Genomic DNA, 17,637 nt, shown 5'->3' on the forward strand with positions numbered 1-17,637 from the left:
TTGATTTTAAGAGAGAATCGTTATGAGATTTGTAGATATTATTGAAAAAAAACGTGATGGCAATGCATTGACCACAGATGAAATCCAATTTTTTATCACCAACTATACTAATGGCACCATCCCCGATTATCAAGTTAGTGCTTTATTAATGGCCATTTATTATCAAGGTATGACATCAAAAGAGTGTGCAGATTTAACCAGTGCAATGATGTATTCGGGCGATACCGTTGATCTATCATCAATTCAAGGCATTAAAGTTGATAAACACTCAACTGGTGGTGTGGGCGATACAACAACCTTAGTTCTTGCTCCTTTAGTTGCAGCCTTAGATGTGCCAGTAGCTAAAATGTCAGGTCGTGGACTTGGGCATACAGGTGGTACCACTGATAAATTTGAGTCTATCCCAGGATTTAAAATTGAATTAAGTAAACAAGATTTTATTAATCAAGTTAATACAAAAGGTCTGGCGGTAATCGGTCAATCGGGCAACTTAACACCAGCAGATAAAAAACTCTACTCATTACGCGATGTCACAGGCACTGTTAACTCTATTCCGCTAATTGCTAGCTCAATCATGAGTAAAAAATTAGCGGCAGGCGCTGATGCTATTGTGCTTGATGTCAAAACAGGCGATGGCGCACTAATGAAAAATATGGCTGATTCAGAAAAATTAGCCCACGAAATGGTGAATATTGGCAACCAAATTGGCCGCAGAACCATGGCAATCATTTCAGATATGTCACAACCACTTGGTTTTGCAATTGGTAATGCACTTGAAATAAAAGAAGCCATTGATACTTTACGAGGTCATGGTCCTACTGATTTAACTGAATTGGTTTTAACATTAGGTAGCCAAATGGTTGTGCTTGCCAATAAAGCAAAAACATTAGAAGAAGCCAGAGCAAAACTTCAAGAAGTCATTAAAAACGGCAAAGCTATCGAGAAGTTCAAAACCTTAATTGAAGCACAAGGCGGTGATAGTTCAATGGTTGATCATCCTGAAAAATTAGCTAGTGCACCTTACCAAATTGCCCTACCAGCACTAAAATCAGGTTATGTATCAAAAATTATCGCAGATCAAATCGGGATCGCTGCAATGCAACTAGGTGCAGGACGCGCAACCAAAGAAGATATCATCGATCCCGCTGTTGGAATCATATTACATAAAAAAGTGGGCGATAAAGTTGCCGAAGGTGAAGCGTTGTTAACAATTCATGCCAATACCGATAAGCTTGATACGATAAAGCAAAAATTGTATGACAATATTATTGTTAGTGATTGTGCAAATGAAACACAATTAATTTATAAAGTGATTACGGAGTAATCATTGGCAATAAGGATTTAGGAGACACCATGTATCATTCAAATTTGAATAAAAAAATATCACTGATTGTAGTTTTGGGGATATTTTCAGTTAACGCTATAGCGGCTATTTCAACTAAACCTTCAACAACGTCGAGTTGGGAAAAAAACAAGCCTTATCAATTTACTATTTTACACACTAACGACCATCATGGTCGTTTTTGGCAAAATGATATTGGTGAATATGGTCTTGCTGCACAAAAAACAGTTGTCGATGAAATAAGAAAGGAAGTAGCGGCTAAAGGAGGAAAATTGTTGCTTCTGTCTGGTGGTGATATTAATACTGGTGTTCCTGAATCTGATGTACTTCAAGCCAAACCCGATTTTTTAGGTATGAATGAAGTTGGGTACGATGCGATGGCGGTAGGTAATCATGAATTTGATCATCCTTTAACTGTTATTCGTGAACAACAAAAATGGGCCAATTTTCCATTTTTATCTGCTAATACTTACTTTAAAGGCACAGAGAATCGTGTTTTTGATGCTTACAAAATATTTGATTTAAATGGTATCAAAGTAGCGGTATTTGGATTAACTACTGATGATACCATTTTTTTAGCTTCACCTAAAAATACCGATGAAGTTGAGTTTCGAAAAACCTTACCCGAAGCACAAAAAATTATTGCCCATATAAAAAAAACTGAACGTCCAGACATGATGATTGCCGTAACACATATGGGTCATTACGAAAATGGCGAACATGGATCTATGGCACCAGGGGATGTTGAATTAGCCAGAAGCTTACAAAGAGGCGAATTAGATATGATTGTCGGTGGTCATTCGCAAAATCCCGTTTGTATGGCTAGCCCGAATAAACGCATTACCGAATATGTACCAGGCACTCCCTGCGCACCCGATCAACAAAACGGCACATGGATTGTACAAGCTCACGAATGGGGGAAATATGTTGGGCGCGCTGATTTTGTCTTTTTAAATGGCAAAATAACTTTGCAAAATTACCAATTAATTCCAATCAATCTAAAAAAAGAAGTGGATAATGGTAACGGCACAAAACGCCTTGAATATTACACTAAAGAGATTATACAAGATAAAAATTTACTGGAAAATTTAAAACCTTATCAAGAACAAGGCAAACAACAATTACTAGTTAAAATTGGTGAATTAACCGGTCGACTTGAAGGTGATCGCGGTGTTGTAAGATATCAACAGAGTAATATGGGGCAGTTGTTACTCAGCGCTTTTATTGAAAAAACCAATGCGGATATTGGTATTATGTCTGGAGGCATGATTCGCGATTCGTTAATTGAAGGTAATATTACTTATCGCGATATTCTAAAAGTTGAGCCTTTTGGCAATAGTGTTGTTTATTTTGAATTAACAGGTAGCGAATTAATCGATTACCTTAAAGTGGTACTCAATAAAAAACAAGGTTCGGGTGGATTTCCCCATTTGAAAAATGTCATCTTAATACGATCTGGCGATAATATCGCAGAGGTAAAAATTAATAATACACCTATTGATTTACAAAAATCATATCGCATTGCCACACTTGACTTTTTAGCAGCAGGTGGTGACGGTTATCCAATAACTAATACATCACCAACATATGTGGATACTGGTTATCGAGATGCTGATGTTGTAAAACAATATTTTGAGGAAAATTCTCCAATTAACGCATCTGATTATGAACCAACACAATTTATTACTGATAAATAAGTATTGAGGCAATTATGAGCATGACCGAATTTCAACAAAATTGTTACAATATTGTGACAGATACCAACTTGTCACCAAAACAAAAATCTAACTTGCTTGCGCTTGCTGCGGAAAATAATCTGCCTTATGTAGATCTAGATAGTGAAACCCAACAAGCCTTAAATGAACGTGTTATTTGTGATATGTATGAGGGTCACGCACCGTATAAACCACGTTATGTGCTACCCGATTATACTAAATTCTTAAAACAAGGCTCAAAATGGCTTGAACTTGACCCAGCCAAAACTTTTGATGATGCATTAAATATGCTCACCATTGCTTATCATCATGTGCCTTCAGTAACGGGTATGCCAGTTTATTTGGGCTGTTTAGATCAAATATTACTTCCTTACGTTGGCAGTCTTACAGAAGATCAGCTTTATCAGCGATTAAAACATTTTTGGATAATGCTAGATCGAAATTTACCCGATGCCTTTATGCATGCCAATATAGGACCAACCGATAATATTATCAGTCGTGTAATCTTGCGCGTGGATAAAGAGTTAAAACAAGTCGCACCAAACTTAACCTTTATCTATGATGAAAACATCACACCAGAATCATTATTATTAACGGTTATTGACAATATTTGTGATACTGCAAAACCACATATTGCCAATAATATGATGATCAAGAAAGATTTTGATGACAAAGGCTATGGTGTAGTAAGTTGTTATAATTCACTACCAATTGCGGGCGGTGGTAGCACATTATCAAGAATCAATTTAAAAGAAGTGGCATTACGTAGTAAAAATATTGATGATTTTTTACAAAATGTCCTTCCTTACTACTGTCAATTACAATTGAATTTAATTAAAGAAAGATCAGCGTTTCTTTTTGAAAGATCCAACTTTTTTAGCAATAGCTTTTTAATTAACGAAGGGATCATTGAAGTTAATCGATTTGCGCCTATGTTTGGTATCTATGCGATGGCTGAAGCCGTAAATATTTTGCAAGAAAAATCAGGTTTTGCAGGACGCTATGGTAAAAATGAGGATGCTAATGAACTGGCTAATACGATCTCTAAACAACTAGCCGAATTTGTTGATAGTCATGAAATTAAATATGCTTGGAAAGGAAAAGCTATGTTACATGCCCAATCAGGCATTAGTTCGGACAGAGGTGCAACTCCTGGATTACGAATTCCTTATGGTCATGAGCCCGATCCTGTTACCCATATTATGGCATTGTTTAAACATCATCATTATTATACATCAGGCATTAGTGATATTTTGACTCTTGACGAAACCATTAAAGATAATCCGTCCGCATTATTGCAAATTTGTAAAGCGGCCTTTAAATTTGGTTTCCGAGAATTTACCGCCAATATCAGTGGTAATGATTTGGTACGAGTAACTGGTTATATGGTTAGGCTTTCTGATATTGCCAAATACAAACAAGAAGGTTCTCGTATTAATACAACCCCTTTAGGAGCAGAAGCTGCCGACGACAAAGAAAATAATAGCTATTTATGTCGTACACCACGAGTCATTAGTCATGAACAATTCATGGGCAATCGTTAATAAACTGTTACCCTTTTCTTGTGTTGATGGACCTGGGAATCGGTTTGTCATTTTTTTACAAGGATGTAATTTTAAATGTTTAAATTGCCATAATCCTTACACTATATCTTTATGTAAGGAGTGCGGGAATTGTGTAAAGTCTTGCCCGCATAAAGCATTAAGCTTTACCAACCATAAAGTTATATGGCAAACTTCAGTTTGCCAACAATGTGATACTTGTATTAATACTTGCGTACATCATTCAACACCAATGACTTACAAATATAGTGTCGATGATCTTTTAATCACCATTCGAAAATATCTACCATTTTTAAATGGTATTACGCTCAGTGGTGGAGAAGCAACAATGCAGTTACCCTTTATTGAAAAACTATTTAGTGCTATCAAACAAACCAATGATTTAAAACACCTTACCTGTTTTATTGATAGCAATGGTTACTTAGCCAAAACTGGGTGGCAAAAAGTAGAAAACATTATGGATGGTGCGATGATTGATCTCAAAGCTTGGGATAATGATGTCCATAAAAGTCTAACGGGGCGAGACAATCTGCGCGTAAAAGAAACAATTAAATACCTTGTAAAAATTAACAAATTATATGAAGTGAGATTTTTAATTATTCCTGAACACACCGATCTACAAGACAACGCAGAAAATATTGCCAAATTCTTAATTGATTTAGATCCCAATATTCGAATAAGAATTAATGCATTTCATAACCATGGCGTACATGGCATTGCTAAAACATGGCAGTCTGCCAGTAAACAACAAATCGAGCTTTTTGCCCAGCAATTAAAACAAAGTGGATTCAAACAGATTACTTTGCCCACTGTATATTTATAATTTTTTACCGTCAGCAAATAATAACAATAAAAAACAGTATGAAAATAAACTAATTAAAAAGGGAAACATTGTTCCCCCTTTTTTTAATTTTAATGGATTCAACTTATTGCTATTTGCCTTTTTTAAATGCTGCGACAAATGCATTACCCATTGCGCTATTTCCAAGTGTTGCACTATGGCTATTTTGTTTGCTAGTTTGCGTTCGAATCTTATAGGATCGATTATTGTCTTGCTTAGTTAATGATGTTGGATCATCAAGACGCATAGTTAAAGCTATACGTTTGCGTGGGATATCGACAGCTATTACTTTAACTTTCACAATATCACCCGCTTTTACTACTGTTCTTGGATCATCAACAAACTTATCTGACAGTGCCGAAATATGCACTAAACCATCTTGGTGAACACCAATATCCACAAAAGCGCCAAAGTTGGTTACATTGGTTACTGCGCCTTCCATAACCATGCCAACTTTTAGATCTGTCATGGTTTCGATATCATCAGCAAATTGAGCAGTTTTAAATTCAGGTCTTGGATCACGGCCTGGCTTGTCGAGCTCTTTAATAATATCTGTGACTGTTGGTACACCAAAATGGTCATCAATATAATCGACTGCGTTAAGTGATTTTAAATAGTTTGTATCGCCTAAGATTTCTTTTAAAGTTTTGTGATTTTTTTCTAATATTCGCTCTACAACAGGATAAGCTTCTGGGTGGACAGCAGATGCATCAAGCGGATTTTTACCATCCATAATTCTTAAAAAGCCAGCACATTGTTCAAAGGCTTTAGGACCTAAACGCGAAACTTTTAATAACTGCTTACGATCGGTAAATTGTCCATTTTCATTACGCCAATCAATAATATTTTGGGCAATCACTTTATTAAGTCCGGCAATACGTGCAAGTAGCATCATTGAGGCGGTATTCAAATTAACGCCAACGGCATTTACACCATCTTCAACAACCGTATCAAGTTTTTTAGCTAACTGAGTTTGGCTTACATCATGCTGATATTGACCAACACCGATTGATTTAGGATCAATTTTAACAAGCTCTGCCAAGGGATCTTGTAATCGTCTTGCAATTGATACCGCACCACGGATCGATACATCAAGATCGGGGAACTCTTGTGCTGCAAGTTCAGAAGCTGAATACACTGACGCCCCTGCCTCGCTGACAATAACTTTTTGACCTTTAACTTCTGGGTATTTTTTTTGAACGTCGAGATAAAAACGCTCTGTTTCTCTCGATGCCGTACCATTACCGATAGCCACTAATTCGACTTGGTATTTAATACAAAGCGATGCCACTATCATGGCTGCTTTATCCGCTTGACCTGTATGCGGATAAATCGTTTCGGTCGCAACTAATTTACCGGTTGCATCAACAACAGCAATTTTGACGCCTGTACGTAATCCTGGATCCATCCCCATGGTCACTTTCATACCAGCTGGAGCAGCCATTAACATATCATGCAAATTGGCAGCAAATACGTTGATCGCCTCTTCTTCGGCGCGTTCACGTAATGTTGTCATTAATTCGGTTTCCATGTGCATTAGAATTTTGATGCGCCATGTCCAATTAATAACGGCTTTACGCCATTTATCTGCTGGCTGATCATTAAAATGAACATCTAAATATTCAGTGATGATTTGTTCACAATAACTTTCTTTTGGTGTTTCTTCAAATTGTGGATCGGCATTTAACGAGAGTTGTAAAAAACCTTCATTTCGTCCTCGGAACATCGCTAATGCACGATGAGATGGAACTTTAGAAATAAGTTCACTTTGCGCAAAATAGTCTCGGAATTTTGCGCCTTCTTCTTCTTTACCACTCACCACTTGCGAAACTAAATGAGCATTATTCCAAAGATAATGACGTATTTTTGCCAGTAATGCCGCATCTTCAGCAAATCTTTCCATTAAAATATAACGCGCGCCATCTAGTGCTGATTTAGTATCAGCAATGCCTTGGTCTGAATTGATATACTTTTCGGCTTCGATTTCCGGAGCAAGCATTGGATTTTGCCATAAGTCATTTGCCAATGGTTCAAGACCTGCTTCAATGGCAATTTGTCCGCGAGTACGACGTTTGGGCTTGTAAGGTAGGTAGAGATCTTCAAGTTCGGTTTTACTGAGTGTTTGTGTAATACTTTTGCTTAATTCTGGCGTGAGTTTACCTTGATCTTCTATGGACTTTAGAATCGTTTTCTTGCGATCTTCAAGTTCACGTAAATAGCTTAAACGGCTATCAAGAGTACGTAATTGGGTATCATCAAGCCCACCCGTTACCTCTTTTCGATATCGAGCAATAAATGGAACAGTGCTACCTTCGTCCAATAATTGAATCGCAGCTAAAATTTGTTCTGGTTTTACACTGAGTTCCCCAGCTATAATATGGCTAATTTGATTATTTATCATGGTATCTCTGAATATTTTGTCAATTAACAGAATTTATCTTCAACATGCAAAAAGCTAATTATATAACAAGAGAGGGCTATTTAGCACTCGATCGTGAACTAAAATATTTATGGAAAGAAGAAAGACCTAAAGTTACCCAAACGGTATCGGATGCAGCTGCACTTGGTGATCGCAGTGAAAATGCCGAATACATCTATGGCAAACGAAGGTTAAGAGAAATCGATAGACGAGTTCGCTTTCTAACCAAACGATTAGAAACACTAACAATTGTTGAACCAGACCCTAGACAAGAAGGCAAAGTATTTTTTGGTGCATGGGTAAAATTAGAAGATGAAAATGGAAATCTATATGTTTATCGCATTGTGGGAGCTGATGAGTTTGATCCTAAAAAAAATTGGATCTCAATTAACAGCCCTGTAGCAAGAGCACTAATAGGTCATAAAGTTGATGATGAAATAACCGTTATCACCCCAAATGGCAAAATTTTTTATTATATTCTAGAGATTAGCTATAAAGAGTTGATGCCTTAAGTCGTGTGTTTAACAACAAATATATACTCATTCTTTTTTTAAATTAACTTCAGACGCCTGTTGCCTACAAATAGGTTGGCATTCAGTATATAATTATGCCAACCTATTTATAATTAATTTAATATATTATGATTTCTATTGATCAGCTCTATATCTATCCAATCAAATCGATGCAAGGAGTACCCCTTAAAAAGGCAAATACCATTGATGGAGGCTTTGAGTATGATCGCATTTTGATGATTAGTGAACCCGATGGCACGTTTATTACCGCAAGGCAATATCCTGAGCTTTTAAAGCTAAAAACTTCAGTAATAAAAAATCAAGTATTTGTATCCCGATCTTTAACAGAAACGATAAAATTTAATTTTGATGAATTTTCATTATCCAATGCACCAACCGAAGTTTGGGGAAACTATTTTACTTCACATATTGCCCCTATAAGAGTAAACCAATTTTTTAGTCAAATTCTGCACAAAGATGTACAGTTGCGATGGGTCGGTCAACCATTAACCCGTCGAACAAAACGCTATCCTGAAGTACCTGTTAGTTTTGCTGATGGTTATCCCTATTTATTATTAAACAAGGCTTCATTTGAATATTTACAACATCAATGCCCAGAAAAGCTGGATATTAGGCAATTTCGCGGTAATATTATTATACAAGGTGCACTGCCTTTTGCTGAAGATGGTTGGAAAACAATCAAAGTTGGTGAGGTGATTTTTGATATTGTTAAACCTTGCACTCGCTGTGTACTAACAACAATTGATGTCAATTCGGCAGAACCATTAGCTAATAATGAACCGCTTAAAACGTTACGATATTTTAGAGCCGATGAGCAAGGTCAAATCGATTTTGGTGTAAATATGATTGCTCGGAATCATGGAACTATTTCGATTCACGATAAAGTAAAAATCATGGAAAGGCAAATAGCCAAAAACTATATTAAGGCCTTTCCACCGAAAATAAAAAGTGAAGCACAACTTTGCACAATCACTTTTGAAGATAAAACGATTAAAGTTAATAATAAGCAAACTATCTTAGAGCAGCTAGAACAGCATAAAATAGCTTTACCTTATTCTTGTCGTGCAGGTGTTTGTGGGCGTTGTTTGGTTGAATTAAAACAAGGTGAAGTCAGTGCATTAACACAATCTGCGATTAAACGTCATAATAAAATTTTAGCTTGTAGCTGTATACCTAAGGGAGATATTACAATTGGATTACTTAAGAAATAGCTTTAAATCCTAAATTATCTAACACTAGCTTTTGTTCAGTTAAGTTTTTCTTTACGGGCATTAATCTATCATTCATCACTTTAATTGCTTCAGAAAACACAAACGTTTTATTCATAGCAATAAACGAAGGTTGCGCAATAATACAAAGCGATGCATTTTCACCCGCTTCAACAACCATCAAACAAACCTTTTGACCACCATCTTGCAAACTTACCTCAACAATATCGGCTACTTTAGGTGTATGTAGCATTGGCTGCTGAGAAAAATACCAGCTTTTGGGCATTTGAGGTTTTAAAAATTTAGCTGCCACAATTGCATTAATGGATAGTTCAATTTTTTGTGAATCACTCAAATTAAGTAACTGACAACTATCACGAAATAGGTAATAAGACGTTGCATCACTAACAGAAAATGGAAATTCTCCAAAAACATCAGGGATTAACATTTTACTTGGATAACAAGAACGGAATAACATTTCAGATGAAACTTCAAGCATTAAACTATCGTATTCACTGTCAAAATACCAACGCCAACAATCAGTTGGTCGAAAAGCCATTTTCATTGATATGTTATCCTCGTCAAGTGAATTAAATTAATTCAAGAAGATAACATAACTTAGTTAAAAAATAAATAAAAAGTTAAAGCAAAAATCATTTAATTATATAATTTTTAAAAACTTTAAAGATATAAGAAAAAAATCGAAATAAACTAAACTCAATCATATTTATATCTATTTTAATGAATTTATATCCCTTTAGATTAATTTATTTTTATACTAAAACATTTGATTTCCTGAAAGTTTTTTACGATAAAGTTTAGCTATAGATTTTAAATATAAAAGGTGCTTTTCAGCACCTTGTTATTTTATGAAATCATCATTAATTAACTTGCAACATTAATACGTTTCATATCTGTCATATAACTACGTAGTTTGCGACCAATTATTTCAATTGGATGATTGCGAATTTCTTCGTTCACATCGCGTAATAGTGCATTATCAACACTACCTTCAGGGATCGCTTTACCAAGATCGCCTGATTGCAACATTGGCATAAATTTTTCTCTTAATAGTGGTACAGCGGCATTAGCAAATAGATAGTTACCATATTCAGCTGTGTCAGAAATTACCACATTCATTTCATATAAACGTTTACGCGCAATGGTATTAGCAATAAGTGGTAATTCATGTAATGATTCATAATAAGCTGATTCAGCTAAAATACCAGATTCAAGCATAGTTTCGAACGCAAGTTCAACACCAGCTTTTACCATTGCAATCATCACTACGCCTTGATCAAAATAAGCTTGTTCGTCAATTTTACCTTGATATTCAGCCGCTTTTTCAAATGCGGTTTCACCAGTTTCCTTGCGCCATTTAAGTAGGTTAACATCATCATTTGCCCAGTCTTTCATCATGGTTGATGAGAACTCACCAGATATAATATCATCCATATGTTTACGATAAAGATCCGTCATAATCACTTTCAATTCTTTTGCTAAGGCATTTGCTCTTAATTTAGCTGGATTTGATAAACGATCCATCATTAAGGTAATACCTCCTTGTTTTAATGCTTCAGTGATTGTTTCCCAACCGAACTGGAGTAATTTACAAGCATAAGCAGGATCGACACCATCAGCAACCAGTTTATCAAAACAAAGTAACGATCCAGTTTGTAACATACCACAAAGAATGGTTTGTTCACCCATTAAATCAGACTTAACTTCGGCAACAAATGACGATTGTAAAACACCAGCACGATGTCCACCAGTTGCCGCAGCCCATGCTTTGGCGATCGCTAACCCTTCACCTTTTGGATCGTTTTCTGGATGAACTGCGATCAGTGTCGGTACGCCAAATCCACGTTTATACTCTTCACGCACTTCAGTCCCTGGGCATTTAGGTGCAACCATAACAACAGTGATATCAGAACGAATCTTTTCGCCTACTTCAACAATATTAAAACCGTGAGAGTAACCCAGTGCTGCGCCTTGTTTCATTAATGGTAGGACGGCTTGCACAACGGCTGAATGTTGCTTATCAGGCGTCAAGTTAATAACAAGATCCGCAGTTGGAATTAATTCTTCGTAACTCCCTACTTTAAAACCGTTTTCAGTTGCTTTTTTCCAAGAGGCACGTTTTTCGGCAATGGCATCTTTACGTAATGTATAAGATATATCTAAACCTGAATCACGCATATTAAGACCTTGGTTAAGACCTTGAGCTCCACAACCAACAATGACAATTTTTTTACCTTTTAAAAAGTTCGCTTCTGATGCAAACTCATCACGAGCCATAAAACGGCATTGGCCTAATTGTTCTAATTTTTCACGTAAATTGAGTGTATTAAAGTAGTTTGACATTATTCTCTCCAAGAGTTGAGTTATTCATAATCGAATATTAACCACTATATAGTACTTTTAATGTTGCTAAAATTGATATATTAACAACACAATGTTGCATAAATTGCAACATACTTGCTAAGTTCAGTACTTTCTTTTAATCTAAGCCACCCTCAATTCACCAATCAATCAATATGGATGCTCGATATAAGCAAGCAAATAAAGAAGCTAAACTTTCGTTATTATTAACTTTTATTTATCTTCTCGGATGGATTTTTTGTGCTTACTATGTTAACGATAAACTAGGATTTTTAGGACTTCCATTGTGGTTTGAATTATCTTGCATCATGGTACCTTTAGGTTTTATATTACTTTGCTGCTTGGTTGTAAAATTTCAATTCCGAAATATCTCATTAGAACAAACTAAGTGATTAAAAAATGCATTTAGATATTATTGTACCGCTTGTCATCTATCTTATTTTTGTGTTTGCGTTATCAATTTATGCTTATGTGAAACGCAAAAAGGTAAATCAATTTACTGATTACTTTATTGGTAATCGAACCATGGGGGGATTTTTACTCGCCATGACACTAGCTGCAACTTATATAAGTGCTAGCTCATTCATTGGTGGACCTGGCGCTGCTTATAAATTTGGTCTTGGTTGGGTGTTATTGTCGATGATCCAAGTCCCAACTGTGCTACTTTCGCTTGGTATTTTAGGTAAAAAATTTGCCATTTTAGCACGCAAATATAATGCAATAACCTTAAGTGATATGCTTTATGCACACTATAAAAGTAAAACCATAGTTTGGTTTGCAAGTATCGCATTAGTTGTTGCTTTTATTGGCGCGATGACAGTACAGTTTGTCGGTGGCGCACGATTATTGGAATCATCTGTTGGTATTTCTTATGATATCGGATTATTAATTTTTGGTATTGGTACCGTTATCTATACCGCTTTTGGTGGGTTTAGAGCGAGTATTTTAAATGATGCCTTCCAAGGCCTAGTAATGATCATTGGTGCCATCTTACTATTAACAGCTATTATTTATGCTGGTGGCGGTATAACAGCAATTATTCACCGTTTGAATGAAATTGACCCTGCACTACTCACACCACAAGGTCCTGACAATTTTATGGACTTTCCATTTATGGCTTCATTTTGGGTTCTTGTCTGTTTTGCCGTAGTTGGTTTACCTCATACAGCGGTTCGTTGCATGGCGTACAAAGACAGTAAAGCCGTACATAAAGGTATTATTATTGGTACGATTGTTGTCACAATCATTATGTTAACCATGCATCTATCTGGCGCACTAGGTAGAGCTATTATTAGCGATTTAACTGTTCCAGATCAAATCGTTCCTACCTTAATAATTAACATTATGCCACCATTAGCCGCTGGCATCTTTTTGGCTGCACCACTTGCAGCTATTATGTCGACAATTAACGCCCAGTTATTACAAGTTTCATCAGTGATTATTAAAGACCTATTTTTAAGTATGAAACATAACAAAAACTATAGTGATAAAATGTTAACGCGCAAATCTGTTATCATCACCTTTATTTTTGGCGGATTACTTATTTTTGCGGCTAGGAATCCACCAAATATGATTATATGGTTAAATTTGCTTGCATTTGGTGGACTTGAAGCCGTATTTTTATGGCCATTAGTGCTTGGACTTTATTGGAAAAAAGCCAATTCAACAGGTGCTTTATGTTCTATGTTTGCTGGTGCAATAAGCTATATTTTATTAGCTGTTTACAATATAAAGCTTTATGCTTTTCATCCAATTATCCCATCCTTAATTATTGGATTGGTAGTATTTATTATCGCCAATATGTTTGGTAATACAGGAAAAAACTATGCCTTGGATACAACTCAGAATTAATACAACTAACGATCTTGCCGAACAAATTAGCGAACGATTAGAAGAATCTGGCGCGGCATCAGTCACGTTTCAAGATACTTATGATAATCCTGTTTTCGAACCATTACCGGGAGAAACTAAACTCTGGGGTAATACTGATGTAATTGGTCTATATGATGCTCAAACAGATATCGATGAATTAAAAGCAATATTAAATCTTGAACAATATTCTTATAAGATTGAACAATTAGAAGATAAAGACTGGGAACGTGAATGGATGGATAACTTTCATCCTATGCAATTTGGTAAACGGCTTTGGATATGCCCAAGTTGGCGCGATGTGCCCGATGCTAACGCTGTCAATGTCATGTTAGATCCTGGTTTAGCATTTGGCACCGGTACTCATCCCACTACTGCGTTATGCTTAACTTGGCTAGATAGTTTAGATCTTAAAGATAAATTAGTTATTGATTATGGTTGTGGGTCTGGCATTTTGGCAATTGCAGCACTTAAATTAGGTGCAAAGCGCGTAATTGGTATTGATATCGATCCTCAAGCTATTCAAGCTAGCCGTGACAATGCGCTGCGTAATGATGTCAGCCAAAAACTAGAACTTTATTTATCAAAAGATATTCCCAATAATTTACAAGCAGATATCCTTGTTGCTAATATTTTAGCTGGTCCATTAAAAGAACTTGAGCCACATATAAGTAAATTAGTAAAAACCCAAGGTAAACTAGGATTGTCAGGTATTTTAGCAACTCAATCATCAAGCGTTTGCATGGCTTATCAACCTCAATTTGAATTAGATCCCGTTGCTGAACAGGATGAGTGGTGCCGTATCACTGGTAAAAAAAAGTAAAAAAATAACGTTACCCCCTTTTAAGTTAGAGAAAAAATGCGTAATATAGCCGGCCTTAATTTGCTTAGCATTGGTGAGATTAAATTAAAAAATAATTTAATTGCTGCGCCAATGGCTGGAATCAGCGATAAACCATTTCGTAATTTGTGTCATCGATTTGGGGCTGGTATGACAGTTTCAGAAATGTTTTTAGCAAATTCGGATGTTTGGCATACCGATAAATCAGCTTTGCGAATGATCGCAAGCGAGGATATTGGTGTTCGTGCAGTGCAAATCGTTGGTTCTGATCCCGACGAAATGGCGAGAGCTGCCGAATTTAATGTCAAGCATGGCGCTCAATTGATTGATATCAATATGGGATGCCCAGCTAAAAAGGTCAATAAAAAATTGGCAGGATCTGCTTTAATGCAGTATCCAGAACTTATTAAAAAAATTTTGCAGAAAGTTGTCGGTGCAGTCGATGTTCCGGTAACATTAAAAACGCGGACTGGATGGAATAAAGATCATAGAAATTGCATAGAAATCGCACAAATTGCACAGGATTGTGGCATAAAGGCAATTACTATTCATGGAAGAACACGTGCTTGCTTATTCAACGGTGTGGCTGAATATGATTCCATTAAAGCAGTTAAAGAAAACGTTACGATTCCTGTAATTGCTAATGGAGATATTTGTACACCTGAACAGGCAAAAGATGTTTTTCAATATACGCAGGCTGATGCTATAATGATCGGCCGAGCGGCACAGGGGCGACCTTGGATATTTGAAGAAATTGCATTCTATTTAACACATGGACAGTTACAAAATAATAAAACTATTGATGAAGTAGAACAAGTTGTATTGTCACATCTTGATGAGCTTTATCAATTTTATGGAGAATACAAAGGATTAAGGATTGCCAGAAAGCATGTAAATTGGTACACCAAGAATTATGCTGACAGCGATCAATTCAGGCGCTTATTTAGTGTACTTAGCAATACAAGTGAGCAAGTAAACACTCTAAAAGCATTTTTTAGTCAAATTAGAAACAACCCAAAGAGTTAAAAATACTATGTCAGAACAACGCGTTACAGCTGCAGCACTTAAATTTACAACTGTAAACTCTCAAGACCAAATAACACAAAAGCCTTTGCGAGATTCAGTTAAGCAAGCTTTAAAAAACTATTTATCACAATTAAATGGTGAAGATCCTACAGATCTATATGAATTAGTGTTAGCTGAAGTTGAACACCCATTCCTTGATATGGTTATGCAATATACACGTGGCAATCAAACTCGAGCAGCAAATATGCTTGGTATCAACCGCGGCACATTACGCAAAAAATTAAAACAATACGGAATGAGTTAATTGTCTATTATTTAAGAATTTATAATATGACAAAAAAGCGCCTTCATGTAGGGCGCTTTTTTACTGATAAATAAAAAAGTTCATAGAATTAATCATGCAAAATGAATAAGCATATTGATAATGAATTTTAAGTAAAAGTTTGCTAAAATACAGCGATTTTTAAATTATTATCTGGAGAATTTTATGGCAGGTCATAGTAAATGGGCCAATACGAAACACCGCAAAGCAGCACAAGATGCGAAACGCGGTAAAATCTTTACTAAAATTATTCGTGAACTAGTAACAGCAGCAAAATTAGGTGGCGGCGATCCAGCGTCAAATCCTCGATTACGTGCTGCAATGGACAAAGCATTATCTAATAATATGACTCGCGATACCATGAATCGAGCTGTTGCCCGCGGTGTTGGAGGTGAAGATGACAGCAATATGGAAACGATCATTTATGAAGGCTATGGACCAGCTGGTACCGCTGTAATGGTTGAATGTCTAAGCGATAACCGCAACCGTACGGTATCAGAAGTGCGTCACGCCTTTACTAAATCGGGTGGTAACTTAGGTACTGATGGCTCAGTTTCATATTTATTCACCAAAAAAGGGGTTATTTCATATCCGAGTGGAACTAATGAAGATCAGGTTATGGATGCAGCGCTTGAAGCGGGTGCGGATGACGTTGTGACTTATGATGACGGTGCAATTGATGTATTTACGACACCTGAATCATTTGGTGAAGTAAAAGATGCACTTGATGCAGCTGGACTAGTTGCCGAAGCAGCTGAAGTATCAATGATTCCAGCAACAAAAGTTGATCTTGATATTGAATCTGCACCAAAATTATTACGCTTAATTGATATGCTTGAAGATTGTGATGATGTCCAAGAAGTTTATCATAATGGTGAAGTTTCTGATGAGGTTGCAGCCGCGCTCTAATGGCCATTATTCTTGGCATCGATCCAGGTTCTCGTTTGACGGGTTACGGCGTAATCCATCAAACGGGACGTCAACTCACCTACCTTGGTAGTGGATGCATTCGTACTGCTGTTGATGATTTACCTACCCGTTTAAAACGCATATATGCTGGCGTTAGTGAAATTATTTTACAATTCCAACCCGATATGTTTGCTATTGAGAAAGTCTTTATGGCACGTAATGCCGACTCTGCGTTAAAGCTAGGTCAAGCAAGAGGCGCTGCAATTGTCGCAGCTGTAAATAATAATCTAACTGTTTTTGAATATGCAGCTCGTTTAGTTAAGCAGAGTGTAGTAGGAACAGGCGCTGCTGACAAAAAACAAGTACAACATATGATCAAATTATTATTAAAGTTACCAGCCAGCCCACAAGCTGATGCTGCAGATGCTTTAGCTATTGCGATAACCCATGCTCATATAAGTCAACATTCAATACAAACTCATAAGTAAAATTATAAAATCAAATTTTCAAAACTGAGAGTTTTTTTGTTTATATAGATTATTAGCATTTTGATAAAAAAGATTGGTATAGACATCTGTTATAATAATTTCAATAAAAATAAAATATACGATGTTAAGAGACTAAAATATCTCAATATCTTATTAAAATATTGTTTACCTTTAAATACC

General features: G+C 36.2%; 16 protein-coding genes. 13 read left to right on the forward strand and 3 right to left on the reverse strand.

The genetic code is table 11. The features are described 5' to 3' along the window. Positions 1–22: 22 nt before the first annotated feature. The 4 genes from A9G23_RS01385 to A9G23_RS01400 are packed head-to-tail and all read left to right on the forward strand — an operon-like array spanning position 23 to position 5,442. The gene (locus tag A9G23_RS01385; protein WP_065585926.1) at positions 23–1,324 is read left to right on the forward strand and encodes a pyrimidine-nucleoside phosphorylase; all 1,302 of its coding nucleotides are present in this window, start codon (positions 23–25) and stop codon (positions 1,322–1,324) included. 29 nt (positions 1,325–1,353) lie between these two features. After that, complete coding sequence (gene ushA / locus A9G23_RS01390) at positions 1,354–3,039, forward strand: bifunctional UDP-sugar hydrolase/5'-nucleotidase UshA (protein ID WP_065585927.1); 1,686 nt, start codon at positions 1,354–1,356, stop codon at positions 3,037–3,039. A 14-nt stretch (positions 3,040–3,053) separates the two neighbouring features. Beyond that, positions 3,054–4,601: a YjjI family glycine radical enzyme gene (locus tag A9G23_RS01395; RefSeq protein WP_442899754.1), complete on the forward strand. Its 1,548-nt coding sequence runs from the start codon at positions 3,054–3,056 to the stop codon at positions 4,599–4,601. Next, the gene (locus A9G23_RS01400; protein WP_065585929.1) at positions 4,576–5,442 is read left to right on the forward strand and encodes a YjjW family glycine radical enzyme activase; all 867 of its coding nucleotides are present in this window, start codon (positions 4,576–4,578) and stop codon (positions 5,440–5,442) included. Before A9G23_RS01395 ends, A9G23_RS01400 begins: the two co-directional genes overlap by 26 nt. A gap of 109 nt (positions 5,443–5,551) precedes the next feature. Here A9G23_RS01400 and A9G23_RS01405 read toward each other — a convergent pair whose 3' ends face one another. Next, the gene (locus tag A9G23_RS01405) at positions 5,552–7,861 is read right to left on the reverse strand and encodes a Tex family protein (RefSeq protein ID WP_065585930.1); all 2,310 of its coding nucleotides are present in this window, start codon (positions 7,859–7,861) and stop codon (positions 5,552–5,554) included. Positions 7,862–7,905: 44 nt separating this feature from the next. Between A9G23_RS01405 and greB the strand changes: the two genes are divergently transcribed. Then, positions 7,906–8,391 (forward strand): transcription elongation factor GreB, encoded by a 486-nt coding sequence (greB, locus tag A9G23_RS01410; protein WP_065585931.1) that lies wholly within the window; start codon positions 7,906–7,908, stop codon positions 8,389–8,391. Positions 8,392–8,519: 128 nt separating this feature from the next. Continuing rightward, positions 8,520–9,623, forward strand: a complete 1,104-nt coding sequence (locus A9G23_RS01415) for a YcbX family protein (protein WP_065585932.1) — start codon at positions 8,520–8,522, stop codon at positions 9,621–9,623. On the opposite strand, the gene A9G23_RS01420 is transcribed toward A9G23_RS01415, so the two are convergent. Together A9G23_RS01420 and ilvC are read right to left on the reverse strand one after the other, a co-directional pair. Then, on the reverse strand, positions 9,613–10,185 hold the full coding sequence (locus tag A9G23_RS01420; protein ID WP_218058776.1) for a cell division protein ZapC: 573 nt from the start codon (positions 10,183–10,185) through the stop codon (positions 9,613–9,615). The two genes, A9G23_RS01415 and A9G23_RS01420, sit on opposite strands and share 11 nt — an antisense overlap. A 320-nt stretch (positions 10,186–10,505) precedes the next feature. Further along, positions 10,506–11,984 carry a ketol-acid reductoisomerase gene (gene ilvC / locus A9G23_RS01425; protein WP_065585933.1) on the reverse strand — a complete coding sequence of 493 codons (1,479 nt, stop codon included), beginning with the start codon at positions 11,982–11,984 and terminating at the stop codon, positions 10,506–10,508. A 173-nt stretch (positions 11,985–12,157) separates the two neighbouring features. On the opposite strand from ilvC, the gene A9G23_RS11795 reads away from it, so the two are divergent. The 7 genes from A9G23_RS11795 to ruvC all read left to right on the forward strand — a co-directional run bounded on the left by A9G23_RS11795 (position 12,158) and on the right by ruvC (position 17,457). Then, complete coding sequence (locus tag A9G23_RS11795) at positions 12,158–12,394, forward strand: YhdT family protein (protein WP_065585934.1); 237 nt, start codon at positions 12,158–12,160, stop codon at positions 12,392–12,394. Between the two features lie 7 nt (positions 12,395–12,401). Further along, positions 12,402–13,853: a sodium/pantothenate symporter gene (panF, locus tag A9G23_RS01435; protein ID WP_065585935.1), complete on the forward strand. Its 1,452-nt coding sequence runs from the start codon at positions 12,402–12,404 to the stop codon at positions 13,851–13,853. Beyond that, positions 13,828–14,694, forward strand: a complete 867-nt coding sequence (gene prmA, locus A9G23_RS01440) for a 50S ribosomal protein L11 methyltransferase (protein ID WP_065585936.1) — start codon at positions 13,828–13,830, stop codon at positions 14,692–14,694. The genes panF and prmA overlap by 26 nt, the downstream gene beginning before the upstream one ends. A gap of 36 nt (positions 14,695–14,730) precedes the next feature. Continuing rightward, positions 14,731–15,738, forward strand: coding sequence for a tRNA dihydrouridine synthase DusB (gene dusB, locus A9G23_RS01445; protein WP_065585937.1), 1,008 nt, complete (start codon positions 14,731–14,733; stop codon positions 15,736–15,738). Between the two features lie 7 nt (positions 15,739–15,745). Next, entirely contained in the window at positions 15,746–16,042 is a 297-nt protein-coding gene (gene fis / locus A9G23_RS01450; RefSeq protein ID WP_034883623.1) for a DNA-binding transcriptional regulator Fis, read from the forward strand. Between the two features lie 183 nt (positions 16,043–16,225). Continuing rightward, positions 16,226–16,969 (forward strand): YebC/PmpR family DNA-binding transcriptional regulator, encoded by a 744-nt coding sequence (locus A9G23_RS01455; protein WP_065585938.1) that lies wholly within the window; start codon positions 16,226–16,228, stop codon positions 16,967–16,969. Then, positions 16,969–17,457, forward strand: a complete 489-nt coding sequence (ruvC, locus tag A9G23_RS01460; protein ID WP_065585939.1) for a crossover junction endodeoxyribonuclease RuvC — start codon at positions 16,969–16,971, stop codon at positions 17,455–17,457. The genes A9G23_RS01455 and ruvC overlap by 1 nt, the downstream gene beginning before the upstream one ends. Positions 17,458–17,637 lie beyond the last annotated feature (180 nt).

It is taken from the genome of Gilliamella sp. App4-10 (assembly GCF_001690495.1).
Lineage (GTDB): Bacteria > Pseudomonadota > Gammaproteobacteria > Enterobacterales > Orbaceae > Gilliamella > Gilliamella apicola_G.

Bases quoted from the DNA above. Each gene is read 5' to 3' on its own strand.
- A9G23_RS01385 (WP_065585926.1), top strand. From the start codon at position 23: ATGAGATTTGTAGATATTATTGAAAAAAAACGTGATGGCAATGCATTG.
- ushA (WP_065585927.1), top strand. From the start codon at position 1,354: ATGTATCATTCAAATTTGAATAAAAAAATATCACTGATTGTAGTTTTG.
- A9G23_RS01395 (WP_442899754.1), top strand. From the start codon at position 3,054: ATGAGCATGACCGAATTTCAACAAAATTGTTACAATATTGTGACAGAT.
- A9G23_RS01400 (WP_065585929.1), top strand. From the start codon at position 4,576: ATGAACAATTCATGGGCAATCGTTAATAAACTGTTACCCTTTTCTTGT.
- A9G23_RS01405 (WP_065585930.1), bottom strand. From the start codon at position 7,861: ATGATAAATAATCAAATTAGCCATATTATAGCTGGGGAACTCAGTGTA.
- greB (WP_065585931.1), top strand. From the start codon at position 7,906: ATGCAAAAAGCTAATTATATAACAAGAGAGGGCTATTTAGCACTCGAT.
- A9G23_RS01415 (WP_065585932.1), top strand. From the start codon at position 8,520: ATGATTTCTATTGATCAGCTCTATATCTATCCAATCAAATCGATGCAA.
- A9G23_RS01420 (WP_218058776.1), bottom strand. From the start codon at position 10,185: ATGAAAATGGCTTTTCGACCAACTGATTGTTGGCGTTGGTATTTTGAC.
- ilvC (WP_065585933.1), bottom strand. From the start codon at position 11,984: ATGTCAAACTACTTTAATACACTCAATTTACGTGAAAAATTAGAACAA.
- A9G23_RS11795 (WP_065585934.1), top strand. From the start codon at position 12,158: ATGGATGCTCGATATAAGCAAGCAAATAAAGAAGCTAAACTTTCGTTA.
- panF (WP_065585935.1), top strand. From the start codon at position 12,402: ATGCATTTAGATATTATTGTACCGCTTGTCATCTATCTTATTTTTGTG.
- prmA (WP_065585936.1), top strand. From the start codon at position 13,828: ATGCCTTGGATACAACTCAGAATTAATACAACTAACGATCTTGCCGAA.
- dusB (WP_065585937.1), top strand. From the start codon at position 14,731: ATGCGTAATATAGCCGGCCTTAATTTGCTTAGCATTGGTGAGATTAAA.
- fis (WP_034883623.1), top strand. From the start codon at position 15,746: ATGTCAGAACAACGCGTTACAGCTGCAGCACTTAAATTTACAACTGTA.
- A9G23_RS01455 (WP_065585938.1), top strand. From the start codon at position 16,226: ATGGCAGGTCATAGTAAATGGGCCAATACGAAACACCGCAAAGCAGCA.
- ruvC (WP_065585939.1), top strand. From the start codon at position 16,969: ATGGCCATTATTCTTGGCATCGATCCAGGTTCTCGTTTGACGGGTTAC.